At 60.1% G+C, this 16,712-nt stretch carries 14 protein-coding genes; 12 read left to right on the top strand and 2 right to left on the bottom strand.

What is annotated here, in order from left to right:
• Window positions 1-47: 47 nt before the first annotated feature.
• From tgt to DW892_RS00060, 4 genes are all read left to right on the top strand, one after another.
• Entirely contained in the window at window positions 48-1,187 is a 1,140-nt protein-coding gene (gene tgt / locus DW892_RS00075) for a tRNA guanosine(34) transglycosylase Tgt (RefSeq protein WP_117639726.1), read from the top strand.
• 213 nt (window positions 1,188-1,400) lie between these two features.
• A complete protein-coding gene (locus tag DW892_RS00070; protein ID WP_117639724.1) occupies window positions 1,401-2,159 on the top strand; it encodes a TIGR00730 family Rossman fold protein in 759 nt (252 codons plus the stop codon).
• Window positions 2,160-2,272: 113 nt separating this feature from the next.
• The gene (locus DW892_RS00065) at window positions 2,273-2,572 is read left to right on the top strand and encodes a type II toxin-antitoxin system RelB/DinJ family antitoxin (RefSeq protein WP_117639722.1); all 300 of its coding nucleotides are present in this window, start codon (window positions 2,273-2,275) and stop codon (window positions 2,570-2,572) included.
• 2 nt (window positions 2,573-2,574) lie between these two features.
• Window positions 2,575-2,883, top strand: coding sequence for a type II toxin-antitoxin system YafQ family toxin (locus tag DW892_RS00060; RefSeq protein ID WP_117583790.1), 309 nt, complete (start codon window positions 2,575-2,577; stop codon window positions 2,881-2,883).
• 64 nt (window positions 2,884-2,947) lie between these two features.
• Here the strand turns inward: DW892_RS00060 and DW892_RS00055 are convergent, their stop codons facing one another.
• Complete coding sequence (locus DW892_RS00055) at window positions 2,948-5,932, bottom strand: DEAD/DEAH box helicase family protein (RefSeq protein ID WP_158566977.1); 2,985 nt, start codon at window positions 5,930-5,932, stop codon at window positions 2,948-2,950.
• A 741-nt stretch (window positions 5,933-6,673) separates the two neighbouring features.
• Entirely contained in the window at window positions 6,674-7,534 is an 861-nt protein-coding gene (locus DW892_RS00045) for a DegV family protein (protein WP_158549274.1), read from the bottom strand.
• Window positions 7,535-7,690: 156 nt separating this feature from the next.
• Between DW892_RS00045 and DW892_RS00040 the strand changes: the two genes are divergently transcribed.
• The 8 genes from DW892_RS00040 to DW892_RS00005 all read left to right on the top strand — a co-directional run bounded on the left by DW892_RS00040 (window position 7,691) and on the right by DW892_RS00005 (window position 16,641).
• A complete protein-coding gene (locus tag DW892_RS00040; RefSeq protein ID WP_233524904.1) occupies window positions 7,691-8,353 on the top strand; it encodes an HAD hydrolase-like protein in 663 nt (220 codons plus the stop codon).
• Window positions 8,354-8,408: 55 nt separating this feature from the next.
• On the top strand, window positions 8,409-9,845 hold the full coding sequence (locus DW892_RS00035; protein WP_117639718.1) for a M20 family metallopeptidase: 1,437 nt from the start codon (window positions 8,409-8,411) through the stop codon (window positions 9,843-9,845).
• Window positions 9,846-10,139: 294 nt separating this feature from the next.
• Window positions 10,140-11,078 carry a phosphate ABC transporter substrate-binding protein gene (locus DW892_RS00030; protein WP_117637295.1) on the top strand — a complete coding sequence of 313 codons (939 nt, stop codon included), beginning with the start codon at window positions 10,140-10,142 and terminating at the stop codon, window positions 11,076-11,078.
• 24 nt (window positions 11,079-11,102) lie between these two features.
• Complete coding sequence (pstC, locus tag DW892_RS00025; RefSeq protein ID WP_117637294.1) at window positions 11,103-12,011, top strand: phosphate ABC transporter permease subunit PstC; 909 nt, start codon at window positions 11,103-11,105, stop codon at window positions 12,009-12,011.
• On the top strand, window positions 12,004-12,930 hold the full coding sequence (gene pstA, locus DW892_RS00020) for a phosphate ABC transporter permease PstA (protein ID WP_187364952.1): 927 nt from the start codon (window positions 12,004-12,006) through the stop codon (window positions 12,928-12,930). The genes pstC and pstA overlap by 8 nt, the downstream gene beginning before the upstream one ends.
• Window positions 12,927-13,799 carry a phosphate ABC transporter ATP-binding protein PstB gene (gene pstB / locus DW892_RS00015; RefSeq protein WP_117634962.1) on the top strand — a complete coding sequence of 291 codons (873 nt, stop codon included), beginning with the start codon at window positions 12,927-12,929 and terminating at the stop codon, window positions 13,797-13,799. Before pstA ends, pstB begins: the two co-directional genes overlap by 4 nt.
• Window positions 13,800-14,004: 205 nt before the next feature.
• Window positions 14,005-15,864, top strand: a complete 1,860-nt coding sequence (locus DW892_RS00010) for an ABC-F family ATP-binding cassette domain-containing protein (protein ID WP_117764899.1) — start codon at window positions 14,005-14,007, stop codon at window positions 15,862-15,864.
• A gap of 6 nt (window positions 15,865-15,870) precedes the next feature.
• Window positions 15,871-16,641, top strand: coding sequence for a Cof-type HAD-IIB family hydrolase (locus DW892_RS00005; protein WP_117764897.1), 771 nt, complete (start codon window positions 15,871-15,873; stop codon window positions 16,639-16,641).
• Window positions 16,642-16,712: the final 71 nt, after the last annotated feature.

Genomic DNA, 16,712 nt, shown 5'->3' with positions numbered 1-16,712 from the left:
CCCGTATAATGGTTTGCGTATGAACCGCAACCAAGGAGTTCCAGTTTATGGACCAGAACCTTTTTAAATTCGACCTGATTACCGAGGATCCGACGACGCACGCGCGCGCCGGCGTACTGCACACCCCGCACGGCGACATCGAGACGCCGATCTTTATGCCCGTGGGCACTAAGGCAAACGTCAAGGGCATTCCTACCGAGACTGTCAAGAAGCTCGGCGCCCAGATCGTGCTCGCCAATACCTATCATCTGTCCATGCGTCCCGGCGAGGATACCATCGCCGAGCTGGGCGGCCTGCACAAGTTCATGAACTGGCACGGCCCCATCCTCACCGACTCGGGCGGTTTCCAGGTCTTCAGCCACAACGATGCCGTCAAGCTCACCGATGAGGGCGTGCGCTTTATCGTCAACGATTACGACGGCCGCCACGTGTTTTGGACGCCCGAGGACAACATGGAAATCGCCATGAAACTCGGCTCCGATATCTGCATGCAGCTCGACCAGTGCCCGGGCTATCCCGCCACGCGCGCCTACGTTGAGCGCGCCGTTGAGCTGTCGAGCATGTGGGCCGAGCGCTGCTATAAGGCGCATACCCGCGATGACCAGGCGCTCTTTGGCATCGTTCAGGGCGGCATGCACCTGGATCTGCGCCTGCGTTCGCTGCGCCATCTGGAGGAGTGCGGCGACTTCCCGGGCTATGGTATCGGTGGCTATTCGGTGGGCGAGGATCACGAGACCATGTTCGAGACCCTGGCGCCGCTCGTGAGCGAGTACATGCCCAAGCATAAGCCGCGCTACCTGATGGGTGTCGGCAACCCGACCACGCTCGTGCGCGGCGTTGGCGTGGGCATCGACATGTTTGACTGCGTGCTGCCGACGCGCACCGGCCGTATGGGCACGGCATTCTCCAGCGAGGGTCGCCTCAACTTCCGCAACGCTCGCTTTGCGCACGACGACGGTCCCATCGATCCCACCTGCACCTGCCCGGTGTGCACGGGCGGTTACAGCCGTGCGCTCATCCGTCACATGGTCACGCAGAAGGAGATGCTCGGCGGCATTCTGCTTTCGATGCACAACATCTACTACCTGCTCAACCTTATGCAGCAGGCGCGTCAGGCCATTATCGAGGGCCGCTACGGCGCGTTTGTGAGCGACTGGATGAACAGTCCTGCGGCGGTGGACTACTAAGAGCGGCACGGGCGCTTGCAGAGCGCAGGCAACGGCAAGGGGCGAGCGCCGGCCGGTCATCACGTTCGCTAACACCGTCTGCGCGACCGATGACCGATAGCTTGCAAGCACTTGATGCATCGTGGGTACCATCCCGAATAGTTGATGTTCGGGCGGGTGTTTGGCGCATGGCGTCGACCCCGCCCGTTTTTCTTTTTCTCGATAGGAGTACCCATGATTAAGAACGAGAATGTCGAGGGCGAGCCTGCCTACGACGAGACGTACCGCCGCGGCCCCGTGGTCATGCGCGGCCCCATGATTCCTAAGGACAACACCTACGCCAACCTGCTGGCGCCCGAGGATTCAACCGACTGGCTGCATACCGACCCGTGGCGCGTGCTGCGCATTCAGGCAGAGTTTGTCGATGGTTTTGGCGCGCTTGCCGAGCTTGGTCCTGCAGTGACCATCTTCGGCAGCGCCCGCACGCCCAAGACCGATCCGCTCTACAAGGCGGCGCGCACGGTCGGCCGCAAGATCGCGCAACGTGGCGTGGCGGTCATCACCGGTGGCGGCCCCGGCATCATGGAAGCGGCCAACAGGGGAGCGGCGAGTGTCAATGGCAAGTCGGTCGGCTTGGGTATCGAGCTGCCGCACGAGCACGGGCTCAACAAATATGTGAACCTCGGTATGGACTTCCGTTACTTCTTTGTGCGCAAGACTATGTTCGTCAAATACAGCTCCGGCGCTATTGTGTTTCCCGGCGGGTTTGGCACGCTCGACGAGATGTTCGAGGTGCTCACGCTGGTGCAGACGCACAAGGTAAAGCGCATGCCGCTCGTACTGGTGGGCACCGAGTACTGGCAGGGTCTGTTCGACTGGCTCAACGGCCCGGTGATGGACGCCGGTATGATTAGCCCGCTCGATCCCGAGCTCGTGCACATCACCGACGACCTCAACGAAGCCGTCGACATTGCCCTGAGCGGGCTGATGTAGATCAATCGTGCCCACGCGACATGAATACGCATGGCAATCTGATGTTATCTAACATCAGATTGCCATTTATATTGGGTATACTGGTGTAAAAGACGAGGGCGAGGAGGTCGCAAATGTCTACAGCAACAGTTAAGCCTACGACGGTTCGAATCGAAGAGGGGCTCAAGGAGCAGGCGACTGAGTTCTTGGATTCGGTCGGCCTCAGCCTCAATTCCTATCTCAACCTTGCTGTTCGGCAGCTGGTAAATCAACGAAAGATTCCTTTTGAGATCGTAGGAAGGGCGGAGGTGCCCAACGAGGCAACGAGGCGTGCCATGGTGATCGCCGAAGCTCATGAGTTGGGGATTCTGCCGGACGACAGCCCGTCATTCAATAACGCTGATGAGCTTATATCATTCCTCGATGAGGACTAGCGATGTTTGAGATTAAGGTCGAGGCTCAGTTTAAGGCGGATTACAAACGGACGATGCGCATCCATCCGCAGCTAAAAACCGAGTTTAAGGCGGCAGTCGCAGAGCTTGCGGCTCACGGCTCGCTTCCCGCGGAATATGGTGCCCACGAGCTTTCAAACCCGGGCGGCAACTACAACGGCCACATCGATTTCCATCTATCCGATGGCTTGGTCGATGTGGTCGTTCTCTACTTGCCGCATAAGACTAATCCTGTGATCCGGCTGGTCAGAATGGGCTCGCATGAGGAACTATTCCAGGGCCCGCAGGGCTGATTGCTCGCTTATGATTCGCGGGGGAATAGGGATTGATTCGCGGCCGATTGGCCAAAAATGGCCCCTATTCCACCGTAACTGTTGGAGACGTCCCGTTCGTGGCTGCGACCTCCGGTTCTCCTCTTCGCTGGATTTCGCTTAAAAGTTCGGCTGCAACTTCGCTGCTTTTGAAACGGATGCTGCAGTCCTCTTTCTTAGGAAAGGCCAGTAATGGAATGGTTCCGTACCAGACGGTTTCCTCGTCAATTACTGACGCGCACAGGCGCCCTTCGGCTTTGATGGAATAGTCGACGTTCATCTCGGTAAAAATCGCTTTCACGTCATTGTGCGGAGTCGAGGCAATTGAAATCTCAAGGGCAATCCCACGGGCGGCGGCGCCTGTGAGTACGGCAGCGAGCTTTGCGAGGCATGCAGCGGATGCGTAGGGCGCGGCAATAAAAATGCTTTTCGTTGCGCGCGCGATGTCATCCGCTAAGGCCTCCACGGCCCTTGCCGGCCTAACGAGGATGTTTTGATCGGCCCGTTTGTTGTCATTTGCTGCAAAGACTTCATATCCTAGCTTTGCGTAGGTCTTGAGTCTCTTCTGGTACATACGCGCGAGCATGGGTATCGACAAATCAACATAGTCGAATATCTCAACCCGCTGCTTGCCCTCGTGACTTCTATGTAGTCTGCCTGCCTGCTGCGTTATGCTGCCGTCCCAAGATATCGGTGTGGCACTGAGCAGAGTGTCAAGGTAAGACAGGTCGAAACCCTCGCTCAGAAGGCCTTCGGTTGCGATGATAATTCGATGCTCATGCTCGAAGCCGGGAAGGCTGTTCAGTATTGCCTTTCTTTCTTTGGCGTCGATTTCTCCGGTTAAGAGTATAGGTTCGTGTCCGCGGCTTTGAAGCAGCCTACATAGCTCTTCGGCATGTTTTTTCCTTTTGGATAGCACAAGCGGATGTCGACCGTTTGACGCGGTCTCGAGGGCATCGTCGACAATTGCTTCGTTTCTCGCTGTGTGCGCACACAGGAGATCGAGAACTTGATTAAAGGACGCCCCTGGTTCGTAGGCGGGTAGTCGAACTCCGGTAAAACGCGGCCTAACAACGCGCTGAATTCCCTGTTGGATTGCTTGCGTTTTTGGATCAATGGCATGGCGAAGCGGGCCGCAGAGCATTGAGAGTGCTCGCGTGAGTCCGTCCGAGCGTTCGGGCGTCGCGGAAAGGCCGTATACATATTTTGCTGGAGCGGACTTGAGGACGAGCTCAAGCTGTGGTGCGGCTGCATGGTGACATTCATCACAGATGATGAGGCCGTAATCACGAACGAACTCCTTGGCTATTGGTTCTTCGGTCTGGGGGTCCTTGCTGGACAAAGACTGGAATGAAGCAACGTCGATGAGATGGCTTATGGCGGTTTTGCCTCCTCCGATTTGACCAATGAGCGGAGGCTGCCTTTTGCTGATTCGTCCTTTTGGGGTTCGGACGGGCTCTCTGTTGTCCGTGATGTCGAGAAATCGTTCGAGCTGGGTTTTCCATTGGGCAATGAGCGCAGTCTTGGGAACGATGACGAGCGCTGGAAGACCGATGGCAGCAATAAGATAGGCTCCAATGACGGTTTTCCCGAAACCCGTCGGTGCAGACATGATCCCGTCTTCATGGCCGAGCATTTGTTCAGCGGCAATTTGCTGTTCAGGGCGAAGAGTCCCTTTAAATGTCATTACAATTGGATTTCCAGACTGGCGCTTGTCTGAATAGTGGGCAGCAACGCCGGCTTCTTGAAGCAGCCGCTCAAGCTGAGTCTTGCAGCCTCTGGGAATCGCGACGCAGCCGTCTCTAAGTTCGCTGAGGTCTATGTACCGCGGTTTGCCGAATACCGATTGATGCATAGATTGCGCGCGGAAGAATTCTGGGTTGGCAAATGTTGCAAGCCTGCGGACTTCCATTTGAGCTGCGGGACTCAGAGATTTTTCGGGGATATAGAGCATATCGGCCTGCGTGACGGACAGCGATGACGGGAGGTCCCGCGGTGTGAGCGGAAGCCGCTTTCGCGGCCTCTGGGAATGCGGTGCGGCGGTGTTTGCCGCCGTCGCAGCCGCTATTCCGTGCGACCTATTGTCGATGCTCTCGATCAGATTTTGCACCGTCGTGCGCGGGATTAACTGGATTTGAGAAAGGTAAAGCCATTGATCGGGAAAGGGCTCAAATTGCTCGTCAACAAATACGCTGTTCCCTTTTCGCTGCGCTTTTCCTTGAAAAGGCAGCGCTATGAGATTTCCAAAGCCTCCCTCAGGAATGGTGGACTGCGCGGGCAGCATCCGGTCAAAAGCTTCAAAGGTGATTGTCTTGTTGAGCGCCGCCGCTTCGGTGATAAGGCTGCTTCCAAATTCTCGTGCGATCTTCGCGCTGGTGAGCTCTAGGAAGAAAAACCAGACATGTGTGCCGTTACCTGATCTCGATCGCTCGACTGCAGCATCGATTCCATGGTTTTTTGCGACAAGCCGAATGGCGTTTGTCGCTTCTTTCCAATCGGCTCCGTCAAAGTCGATGACCAGGACTTTTGTGTTGCTGTCATTATCGAGAACATATTGACCTATGACGTCTCGGAGTCTGTCGTCACTGCCCTTGAAATGGGAGATGATCGCGGTATCGCTCAACTCGGGGAAGACGCGGTTGCCGCATTCAGCGCATTTGGTTTTCTGACGATTTGCTTTGGGACAAATGCCTGACTTCCACTCGTTTGCGCAGGCGGGCGTATAGCCGATTCCCCCGTCTTTTCTGCGGTACCCATGGGCGTAAACATCTTTGCGGCCAGTAAAGAGATTGCGAAAGAGCTCGAGTTTGTCGCGCGCTGGGCTCGCACTGGTGACGACACCCTCGACCTGCGCCCGTCTATCGAAAGATTCGCCAGCTTTCTCCCATTCTTCCAGTGTTGCGTAACGGATGTCTGGACCGTTGCCGCAGATGACGATTTGGCTGTGCGGCTCCGATACATGGGCGACGATTTTCTTGAATTGGAATAGCGTGCCCCCGATGAGGGCGTATTGATGCGTGACGGTGCTCATGTAAATGCCGTTCTTGTCGGAGTTCATTGAAATGAGGGTACGTTATTTTGATTTTTAAGGGACTCGGCTCTGATTTTGGTTCGGCGATAGCGGAGTACAGCTCCGTGAGTGGTGTTTGGCTGATGTCAAAATGTGCGGTAGCTGTTGCTGAATGGGTTTTGGCGGCCATGAGGTGGGCTGGAGGCGCAGGAAACTATCCTCGAATAGACCCTGTGGGCAAAAAATGGCAAATATGAGTACTGTGGTTTGAGCAGTAACATATCATCAGGAAAGTATTTAAGACCAATCGATTCGGATTGGATATAATCAACCCTATAAACATGGCGATTCGGGACTTTATGACGCTCGGAATTGGCGGAAGACGGCAAATTCAGCCAGATTTCGCTGTTACTAAACTGGTAACAGTACTCATATTTGCCATTTTTTGCCCAGAGGGTATCGCAAGGGGGTTGGACAAAGCATCGATCGCCGCCAATTTCTCGATTGGCTGGTTGGGCGGCAATGAAGTTGCGGCGTAATGGGAAGCGTTTCGCGGCCTTTTGGCTAAAACGGCCCCTTTTCCGCCGCGACTCCTAAAAAGACGCCGGCGCGCCTTGAGTTGCGGCGCGTCGGCGTGATGGCTTTGTTGTGGCTGGGTGTACTTCGGTTGTTCGACGGCTTTGGCATGTCCGATCTTGCCAGGCAAGCCTTTGTTACTGTTTAACGTTTGCCCAGATAAAACCTGCCAAAATAAACCTGTCCCTAATTGGCAGGTTGGTAGTGGGGGCAGTAGCTGATGGCTATTGCGTCGACGCCTACATGGGTGGCGATGGTGCAGCCGATGGGGCCGGTGCCGGCGTCTACGTAGTCTTGGCCCGCGAGCGCTTGGCTGACGAGCTCCTGCTCCTCGGCGGCGCCGGTCGTGAGCACGCGCACGCTTGAGCCCGGGTGCTCGTCCAAAAACGTGAGGCAGTCTGCCATGGTGCTGGCGACGATACGCTTGGCGCCGCGGCCCTTTTTGATGGCCTTGATCTCGCCCGATTTCCACTCCGGCGAAACGGCTAGGCGAATGTTGAGCATCTGCGTGAGCTGGCCGGCGAGCTTGGGCGCGCGGCCGTTCTTAACGAGGTTCTCGAGCGTGCGGGGAATCAGCAGCAGGTGGGCGTCGGGCAGCGTCGCGCGGATCTGCGCCTCGGTCTCGTCCAAGCTGCGGCCGTCTTCGCGCATGGCCAGTGCGTACTCCACCAGCAGGCCCTCGGCGCCCGAGCCAGTGCGCGAATCGATGCAGCGCACGTCGAGCTCGTGGGTCTCGGCGACCAGGCATGCGTTGGAATAGCAGGCGGACCATTCGCTGCACAGCGAGATAAAGATCGCGCTATCGTGGCCGTCGGCGCGCACGCGGTCAAAGAGTGCCTTGAACTCGCCGGCGCTCGGCTGCGAGGTGTGTGGCAGCTGCTCGGAGCCGGCCATGCGGGCGACGTATTCCTCGGCGGTAATCTGCACCTGGTCGAGCAGGTCCTCGCCCTCGATAATCACATGTAGCGGAATGACGTAAATGCCAAGCTCTTGAGCACGGGCGGGGGAGATGTCCGACGTGGAGTCGGTTATGATGGCAAAAGACATAATTGCACCTTTCATTGGGGCGCTTGCGTGCCGCCTTCTGAGAGCAAAGTGCGACAAGTATAGTGGAGTCATTCCACATTTCTAGGTTCAATTGTTGAATAGTCAACAGTTTGAAGTGTCGGTGTGGAAATCATCAACTGGGGAAGAGGAATGCCGATGGAGGCGTTGGAGATATGCAGGCGGCCGGTTGTGCTGTTCGATTTTGACGGCACGGTGGCCGATACGGGCCGGGCGGTGATGACCTCGACGCGCAAGACGTTGGCCGCGCGCGGGTTTTCGGAGGCGCAGATGGGTGACCTGCGCCGCATGATCGGGCCGCCCCTGTGGAAGAGCTTTCACGACTTTTATGGCTTCTCCCGCGAGGAGTCGCTTGTGGTGGCTGACGAGTACCGTGCCTTTTTTGATGAGCTGGGACCGGAAGAGTATCCCGTGTTCGACGGAATCCCCGAGCTGCTCGATGGCCTTGTCGCGCAGGGACATCGCTTGGCCGTGGCAACGTCACGCATGGAGGCGAAGTGTATCGACATGGTGGGAGAGCTGGGACTTTCTCAGTTTGAGGCGGTGGTTGGCATGAATCCGCCGCAGGGGCGCGAGACCAAGGCCGATTCGGTCCGCGACGCGTTGGCGGCCTTGGGTGCGGTCGCGGACGAGGCCGTGATGATCGGCGACCGTTTTAACGACGTTGAGGGCGCGCACGCGATGGGCGTGCCGTGCATCGGCATTTATTCGGGTGCGGCGGCGCCGGGGGAGCACGAGGCGGCGGGCGCCGATGCGGTGGTGCACTCGGTGGCCGAGCTTGCTAAACTTTTCGCTATCTAATAGACGTAATGTGAGGGGCGGGCGTGATCGCCGCTCATGGGTTAGGAGGTCGTCCATGAATCAGGTGGAGCAGAGCGTTGCCGAGTATGTTGACGAGGTCTGGGAAGATGTCGTCGCCGATATCGAGCAACTGGTGAGCTATCCGTCCGTGGCAGTTTCTGCCGATGCAGAGCCCGGCGCGCCGTTTGGCCGCCCGGTCCGTGACGCGCTCGACTGTGCGCTCGGCATCGCGCAGAAGCTTGGCTATCAGACGAGCGACGACGAGGGCTATGTGGGCATTGCCGATATCCCTGGCCGTGGCGACAAGCAGCTCGCGACCATCTGCCACGTGGACGTGGTGCCCGCCGGCCCGGGCTGGAACACCGACCCGTTTGCGCTGGAGCGTCGCGAGGGCTGGCTGCTCGGCCGCGGCGTTATCGACGACAAGGGTCCGGCGGTGCTGTCACTCTACGCCGGCGCCTATCTGCTCAAGCACGGCATTACCCCGCGCTATACTTTCCGCGCGCTGCTGGGCTGCGATGAGGAAGTGGGCATGTCCGACGTTCACCATTATCTGGAGAACCACGCAGACCCCGACTTTTTGTTTACGCCCGATGCCGAGTTTCCGGTCTGCAATGCCGAGAAGGGCCAGTTTGGGGCGACGTTCGTGAGTCCCAAGATCGACGGCGGGCGCATCGTGTCGTGGAGCGGCTCCGAGGCGAGCAATGCCATTCCGTCGCAGTCCATCTGCGAGCTCGCGATTGCCGCCGATGAGCTGCCGGCGCCCGTTGAGAACGCCGACCGCCTGGAGATCACGGCGCTTGATAACGGGCGTGCGCAGATTTTCGCCCACGGTATTGGCGGCCACGCTTCGATGCCTGAGGGCACCATCAACGCCGTCGGCCTGATCGTGTCGTATCTGCGCGAGGCCGAAGACGCGTTTGGTGCACGCGACGAGCGCCTGCTGACGCCTGCCGAGCACGAGTTCGTCAAGTTCCTGGCCTTTGTGCATGCGGACGCCTATGGTCGCGGCCTGGGCATCGATGCGACGAGCCCGGCGTTTGGCCCGCTTACCTGCAACGCTGGCGTCATCCGTGTGGCGGATGGCCATATCGAGCAGGTCATCGACGTGCGCTTCCCCGACAGCACGAGTGCCGATACCATCCGCGAGCAGCTCGAGCCGCTCGTGGGCCGTTTTGGCGTGACGTGCCAGCTGGGTCGCGCGAAGGTGCCGTTCTCGGTGTCTGCCGACGATCCGGCCGTGAAGGCGCTTATCGATACCTATAACGAGTTCACCGGCAAGCATGCCGAACCCTTTGCCATGGGCGGCGGCACGTATGCGCGCAACTTTGCCCGCGCCGTCTCGTTTGGCCCCGAGGAGACCGGCCTGGAGCTGCCCGCATGGGGCGGCCAGATGCACGGCCCCAACGAGTGCGCCAACGAGGACCAGCTCAAGCAGGCGCTCAAGATCTATATTGTTGCGATCCTCCGTTTGAATGAATTAGAGCTTTAAGGTCTCGCGGTTTCCCAATCTAAGTTGCGGTGGAATAGTTCCTAGAATGGGCCATTTGATGGCCAAACAGGAACTATTTCACCGCAACTTTGTTTTTATTGGTGTAAAAGGCTGGCCATGCTTGCCGGCGGGTTTGTTATTCGTTTGTAAAGGCTGGGCCGCGCTTGCGGTAAGGGTCTATCAGATGCCCGTAATAAAGCGCAGCTGACGCGGGCGCTGCCCGATCGAGACCGTATCTTTCCAAACAGCAAAGCGGGCAGGGTGCCCGCGAGTCGCTTGTATGAAAGGAAGATCATGCTCGATCAGGCTTATTCTCGTCGTCAGTTCCTCGGCCTCGCTGGTGGTCTCGCCAGCATCGTGGGCCTCGGCCTCGTTGGTTGCGGCGGCGCAGGCGCTTCCGACGCCGCCGACAAGGGTAGCGCCGCTGCCGCCGAGTCCGTCTCCGGTGAGGTGACCTACGACGGTGCCTCCTCGTTCCAGGCTCTCGTCGAGGCCGCTGCCGAGAAGTTCATGGATGCCAATCCGGACGTCTCCGTCTCCGGTTCGGGTAACGGTTCGGGTAAGGGCCTGACCGCTGTCGCCGCCGGCACCGTCACCATCGGTAACTCTGACGTCTTCGCCGAGACCAAGCTCGAGGCCGATCAGGTCAAGAACCTCGTCGACCACGAGGTCGCCGTCGTGGGCATGGGCCCCGTCGTCTCCAAGAACGTTACGGTCGACGACCTGTCCCTCGAGCAGCTCAAGGGCATCTTCTCCGGCCAGATCACCAACTGGAAGGAGGTCGGTGGCGACGACGCCACCATCGTCGTCCTCAACCGCAAGGCCGGCTCCGGTACCCGCGCCACCTTTGAGGCTGCCGTCTTTGGCGACGAGGCCAACGACTTTAAGGGCGACGCCGAGCTCGACAAGTCCGGCGACGTCCAGACCCAGATGGCCAGCACCGACAACGCCATCTCCTACCTCGACTTCTCGCACTTCGACGACTCCAAGTTCAACGCCATCAAGGTCGAGGGCGTCGAGCCCAAGAGCGCAAACGTTACCGACGACTCCTTTAAGATCTGGGCGACCGAGCACATGTACTGCTCCAAGGACGCCGACGAGGCCACCACGGCCTTCCTGGAGTTCATGCTTTCCGACGACGTCCAGGGCAAGCTCGTCGAGGAGCAGGGCTTTATCCCAGTCTCTGCCATGAAGGTCGTCAAGGACGCCAGCGGCAAGGTATCCGCTAAATAAGTAATCGCCCCGGAAAGGTTTGCAATGGCAAAACAGCTGCCAAAGCGCGACCTTGAGAACGTGGGCCTGGGCGTCACGGGCGCGTGCGTAGCGCTCGTGACGCTTGTCGTTGCCGCGCTCATCTTTATGGTCGCCCAAAAGGGCCTCTCGGCTTTTCTCAAGGACGGCGTCTCGGTCGTAGAGTTCTTCGCCGGCACCAAGTGGGATCTGGCCAACACAGCCGAAAACGGCCTGCCCTACACCGGCGCCCTGCCCCTGATCGTCACCTCGTTTGCGGTCATGGTGCTCTCCACGCTCATCGCGCTGCCCATCGCCATCGGCTCTGCCATCTTTGCGGTCGAGATCCAGCCTAAGTTTGGCTCCAAGGTCTTTCAGCCGCTTATTGAGCTTTTGACCGGCATTCCCTCGGTCGTCTTTGGCCTGATCGGTTTTCACGTGGTCGTCGGCCTTATGAAGAGCGTTCTCCACGTGAGCACAGGCCTGGGCATCTTGCCCGGCGCCATCGTGCTGGCCGTCATGATCCTGCCGACCATGACCACGCTTTCGGTCGATGGCCTGCGTGCCGTGCCCGACAGCTACCGTCAGGGTTCGCTCGCGCTGGGCTACACCCGCTGGCAGACCATCTGGCACGTGGTGCTCAAGAGCGCCATGTCCTCGCTCATGACCGCGGTCATCCTTGGCATGACCCGCGCCTTTGGCGAGACGCTCGCCGTGCGCATGGTTATCGGCGGTATCGAGGCCATGCCGACGTCGCTGCTGTCGCCGGCCTCCACCATCACCACCACGCTCACCACGTCCATGGCGGTCTATGCCGAGGGCTCGGCCCAGGACGACGTCCTGTGGGCGCTCGGTCTTCTGCTGATGGGCATGAGCCTCATCTTTATCCTGATCATCCATCTCATTGGCCGCAAGGGGGCGAAGGCTCGTGGCTAGCACGCGCATCCATATCGACGAGGCGAGACTCGGGCGTGTCCAAAGGCAGGACCGCATCGCCACGGGCGTGCTGACGGCGATCGTCGCCATCGTCATGCTCATCGTCGTCTCCATGGTGGCCTACATCCTGTTCGAGGGCATCTCGACGCTGTTCCAGCCGGGCTTCCTCACGCAGCCTGCGCGCGCCAACGGAACCCAGGGCGGCGTGCTCTACCAGCTGTTCGACTCGTTCTACCTGCTGCTGATCACTCTAGTCATCTCGGTGCCCATCAGCCTGGGCGGAGCGGTCTTCCTGGTTGAGTACGCGCCGAACGGCCCTATCCGCGACATCGCCTCCACCGCTATCGAGACCTTGTCCTCGTTGCCTTCCATCGTCGTCGGCATGTTCGGCTTTCTGGTGTTCTCGGTGCAGCTGGGCTGGAAGTACTCCATCATCTCCGGCGCCGTCGCGCTCACCATGTTCAACATCCCCATCCTGGTGCGCGTGATTCAGCAGGCGCTCGAGGACGTGCCGCAGGCCCAGCGCGATGCGTGCCTGGCCATGGGCCTCACTCGCTGGGAGGCCACACTGCACATCCTGATTCCCGAGGCCATGCCCGCCATCGTGACCGGCATCGTGCTTTCGGCCGGCCGCGTGTTTGGCGAGGCCGCGGCGCTGCTCTTTACCTCGGGCATGAGCTCGCCGGTTCGTCTGAACTTCTTGAGCTTTAACCTGTCGAGCCCCACCTGCGCCTGGAACGTGTTCCGTCCCGGCGAGTCGCTGGCCGTGCACATCTACAAGATCTATGGCGAGGGCAGCCCCGAGGCCCAGCAGATCGTCTGGGGCACCGCGGCACTGCTGATGATCTGCGTGCTGCTGTTTAACGAAATCGCCCGTATCGTGGGCAAGCAACTGGCAAGGAAGATGACGGCCGAATGAGCGAGATGAATGCAACGCCCGCAACCGAGGCGGCCACGTCCGAGACCCAGGACTTTCTGTCGAGCGTGGGGGAGAGCGAGAGGCGCGTGCGCGTGAGCGGCAAGGCCGTGAGCGACGAGGTCGTGCTCTCCGCCAAGGACGTCAACGTGTACTATGGCGACCACCATGCGCTGCACAATACGTCGCTCGACTTCCACAAGGGTGAGATCACGGCGCTCATCGGGCCTTCGGGCTGCGGCAAGTCGACCTTCTTGCGTAGCCTCAACCTGATGAATCGCGAGATTCGCCGCTGTCGCGTGGAGGGCGAGATCAACTACCGCGGGCGCAACGTGAACACCAAGACCGAGAACACGTACGAGCTGCGTCGCTCCATCGGCATGGTGTTCCAGCAGCCCAACCCCTTCCGCAAGTCCATTCGCGACAACATCACCTTTGCGCCCAAGCGCCACGGCATCACCGACCGTGACGAGCTCGACCGCATGGTCGAGGAAAGTCTGCGCGGTGCCGCGCTGTGGGACGAGGTCAAAGACAAGCTCGACAAGAGCGCCTACGCGCTTTCGGGCGGTCAGCAGCAGCGTCTGTGCATTGCGCGCACGCTGGCGCTCAACCCCGACGTGATCCTGTTCGACGAGCCCTGCTCGGCGCTCGACCCCATCTCGACGTTGGCGATCGAGGACCTGATGTCGTCGATCGTTGCCGACCGTGCCATCGTCATCGTGACGCACAACATGGAGCAGGCGTCGCGCGTGTCCAACCGCACGGCGTTCTTCTACATGGGCGATATGGTCGAGTACGACGAGACCGACGAGATTTTCCAACGGCCCAAGGATAAGCGGCTGAATGATTACCTCACCGGTATGTTCTCCTAGTCCGGGACATGCTTGAGGCCCGCGGCGGCCACGGTTGTCGCGGGACTGATTGGAGAGGCGGGTCATCTCTTTTGCGAGATGGCCCGCCTTTTTGCTCTGCGACCGAAACGACCACCACAAAGGGGACAGGCACCTTCGTGGTGGTTTGGGGCGGGGCTCGCTGCTATCATGGACAACGTTGAATTTCTACGAAGGAGCAGGGCATATGGCGATTCTTTTGGGATGCGATTCCATCAGCCTAGAGTTTCCCACCAAGCATATTTTCGATAGCGTGACGCTCGGCGTGGGCGAGGGCGACCGCATTGGTATCGTCGGTAAAAACGGCGACGGCAAGTCGACGCTGCTGAGCGTGCTCGCCGGCACGCTGGAACCCGACGACGGCCGCGTGACGCACCGCCGCGGCACGACGATCGGATTGCTCGGCCAAAAGGACCAGCTTGTCGACACCGATACCGTGCATCATGCCGTTGTGGGCGACACGCCTGAGTACGAGTGGGCGTCGAGCCCGCGTACGCGCCAGATTCTGGCCGGTCTTATTAGCGATGTGCCCTGGGAGGGCATGGTGGGCGAGCTCTCGGGCGGTCAGCGCCGTCGCGTGGACCTCGCGCGCCTGCTGATTGGCGACTACGATGTGCTCATGCTCGACGAGCCCACCAACCACCTGGACATGCGCACCATCAACTGGCTTGCGCGTCACTTAAAGGCCCGCTGGCAGCGCGGCCAGGGCGCCATGCTCGTGGTCACGCACGACCGCTGGTTCTTGGACGAGGTCTGCACCAGCATGTGGGAGGTCCACGACGGCCAGGTAGGTCCCTTCGAGGGCGGCTACTCGGCATATATCCTGCAGCGCGTGGAGCGCGACCGCATGGCCGCCGTTACCGAGGAGCGCCGTCGCAACATGGCGCGCAAGGAGCTCGCGTGGCTGAGCCGCGGCGCCCAGGCGCGTTCCACCAAGCCCAAGTTTCGCGTTGAGGCTGCTCGCGAGCTGATCGCCGACGTACCGCCCGTGCGTGACGAGCTGGAGCTCAAGCGCCTTGCCGTGAGCCGCCTGGGCAAGCAGGTCATCGATGTCATCGACGTGGATGCCGGCTATGCGGATACCGATGGTGCGCCCAAGCAGGTGCTCACCGATGTGACCTGGCTCATCGGCGCGGGCGACCGCTATGGCCTGTTGGGCGAGAACGGCGCCGGCAAGTCGACCTTGCTCGACGTGATCCAGGGCAAGATTGAGCCCACGCGCGGCCGTGTGAAGATTGGCCAGACGGTGCGCTTTGGCGTTCTGTCGCAGCAGCTCGAGGAACTCGAGCCCTACATGGGTGACACGATCCGCGAGGTGCTCGGCAACTATAAGAAGTACTACGTCATCGACGGCAAGGAGACTTCGCCCGAGAAACTTTGCGAGCGCCTGGGCTTTACGACACAGCAGCTCTGGAGTCGCATCGGCGATCTTTCGGGCGGCCAGCGCCGTCGCCTGTCGCTGCTGCTGACGATCCTGGACGAGCCCAACGTGCTTATCCTGGACGAGCCCGGCAACGACCTGGATACCGATATGCTGGCGATTGTCGAGGACCTGCTCGACGGCTGGCCCGGCACGCTGATCCTGGTGACGCACGACCGCTTCTTGATGGAGCGCGTGACCGACCAGCAGTGGGCGCTGCTCGACGGCCACCTGACGCATATGCCCGGCGGCGTGGACCAGTACCTGCGCCTGTGCAACGCTACTGCCGAGGGCGAGCCCGTGGGCGCACCGAGTGCCAAGACCGGCACGTTTGACACCGGTGCCGCGGCGGCTGCGGCCGAAAAGCCCAAGTCGAGCGGCCAGCCCAATGGCCTTTCCAACGCCGAACGCCAGAAGCTTCGCCGCGAGGTGAGCTCGCTCGAGCGCAAAATGGAGACGCAGCGCGCCCGCGTTGAGGAGGCCGAGGCAGCAATGGCCCAGGTCGATCCCACCAACTACACGGCGCTGGGCGAGCAGCAGGCAAAGATCGACGAGGCCCACGCCGCCATGGACGAGTTGGAGATGGCGTGGCTCGAGGCGAGCGAGAAGCTCGAGGGCGAGGAGTAGGCGAGGATGATCAAGGCCGCGTTTTTCGATATCGACGGTACGCTGCTGAGCTTTAAGACCCATCGGATTCCGGCGTCGGCGCAGCAGGTGCTCGACAGCTTTCGCGAGCAGGGGATCGCGTGCGTGATCGCCACGGGTCGCCCGACCTATCAGATGCCCGATTGGCTATTCGATCTTGGTTGGGATGCGTACATTACGCTTTCGGGCCAGCACTGCTTTGATGCCGAGGGGGTTTACCGCAGCTGCCCGATCGATCCGGACGACGTCGCGGTGATCGTGGACCAGGTGGCCGAGGGGCGCTACGACTCGCTGTGCATGCAGGGCGAGAACTCGTTTGTGAACCGCCTGTCCGAGCGCGTGGTGACGGCCGGTAGCAACGCGGGAATCGTCTACCACGAGGAACCGTTTGAGCACGCTTTTGACGCGCCGGTTTACCAGTTCTGCGCCTTTGTGGACCCGGCCGACGAGCATATCGTGACCGATGCGGTGTCGCATTCGCTCACTACGCGCTGGTGCGATCTGTTCTGCGACATTATTCCGGCAAACGGCGGCAAGGACCTGGGTGTGGCGGCGACGCTGGAGCGCCTGGGCATCGACGCGAGCGAGGCGATTGCCTTTGGCGACGGCGAGAACGACCTGTCGATGTTTGCCGCCGTGGGCACGAGCGTGGCCATGGGCAACGCGCAGGATACCGTGAAGGCCGCGGCGACCTACGTTACGACCGCCGTAGACGACGACGGCATTTACAGCGCCGCCAAGCACTTTGGGCTACTGTAGCTGCGGCCGGCACTTAGGGACGTTCCTTTTAATATGAGCAGGACATTGTCAAGAGGCAAAATCGGGCCTGG

The organism is Collinsella sp. AM40-7AC (assembly GCF_003468125.1).
Lineage (GTDB): Bacteria > Actinomycetota > Coriobacteriia > Coriobacteriales > Coriobacteriaceae > Collinsella > Collinsella aerofaciens_O.
Note: the sequence above shows the minus strand (reverse complement) of the source record. Positions and strands in the feature narration are given on the sequence as shown.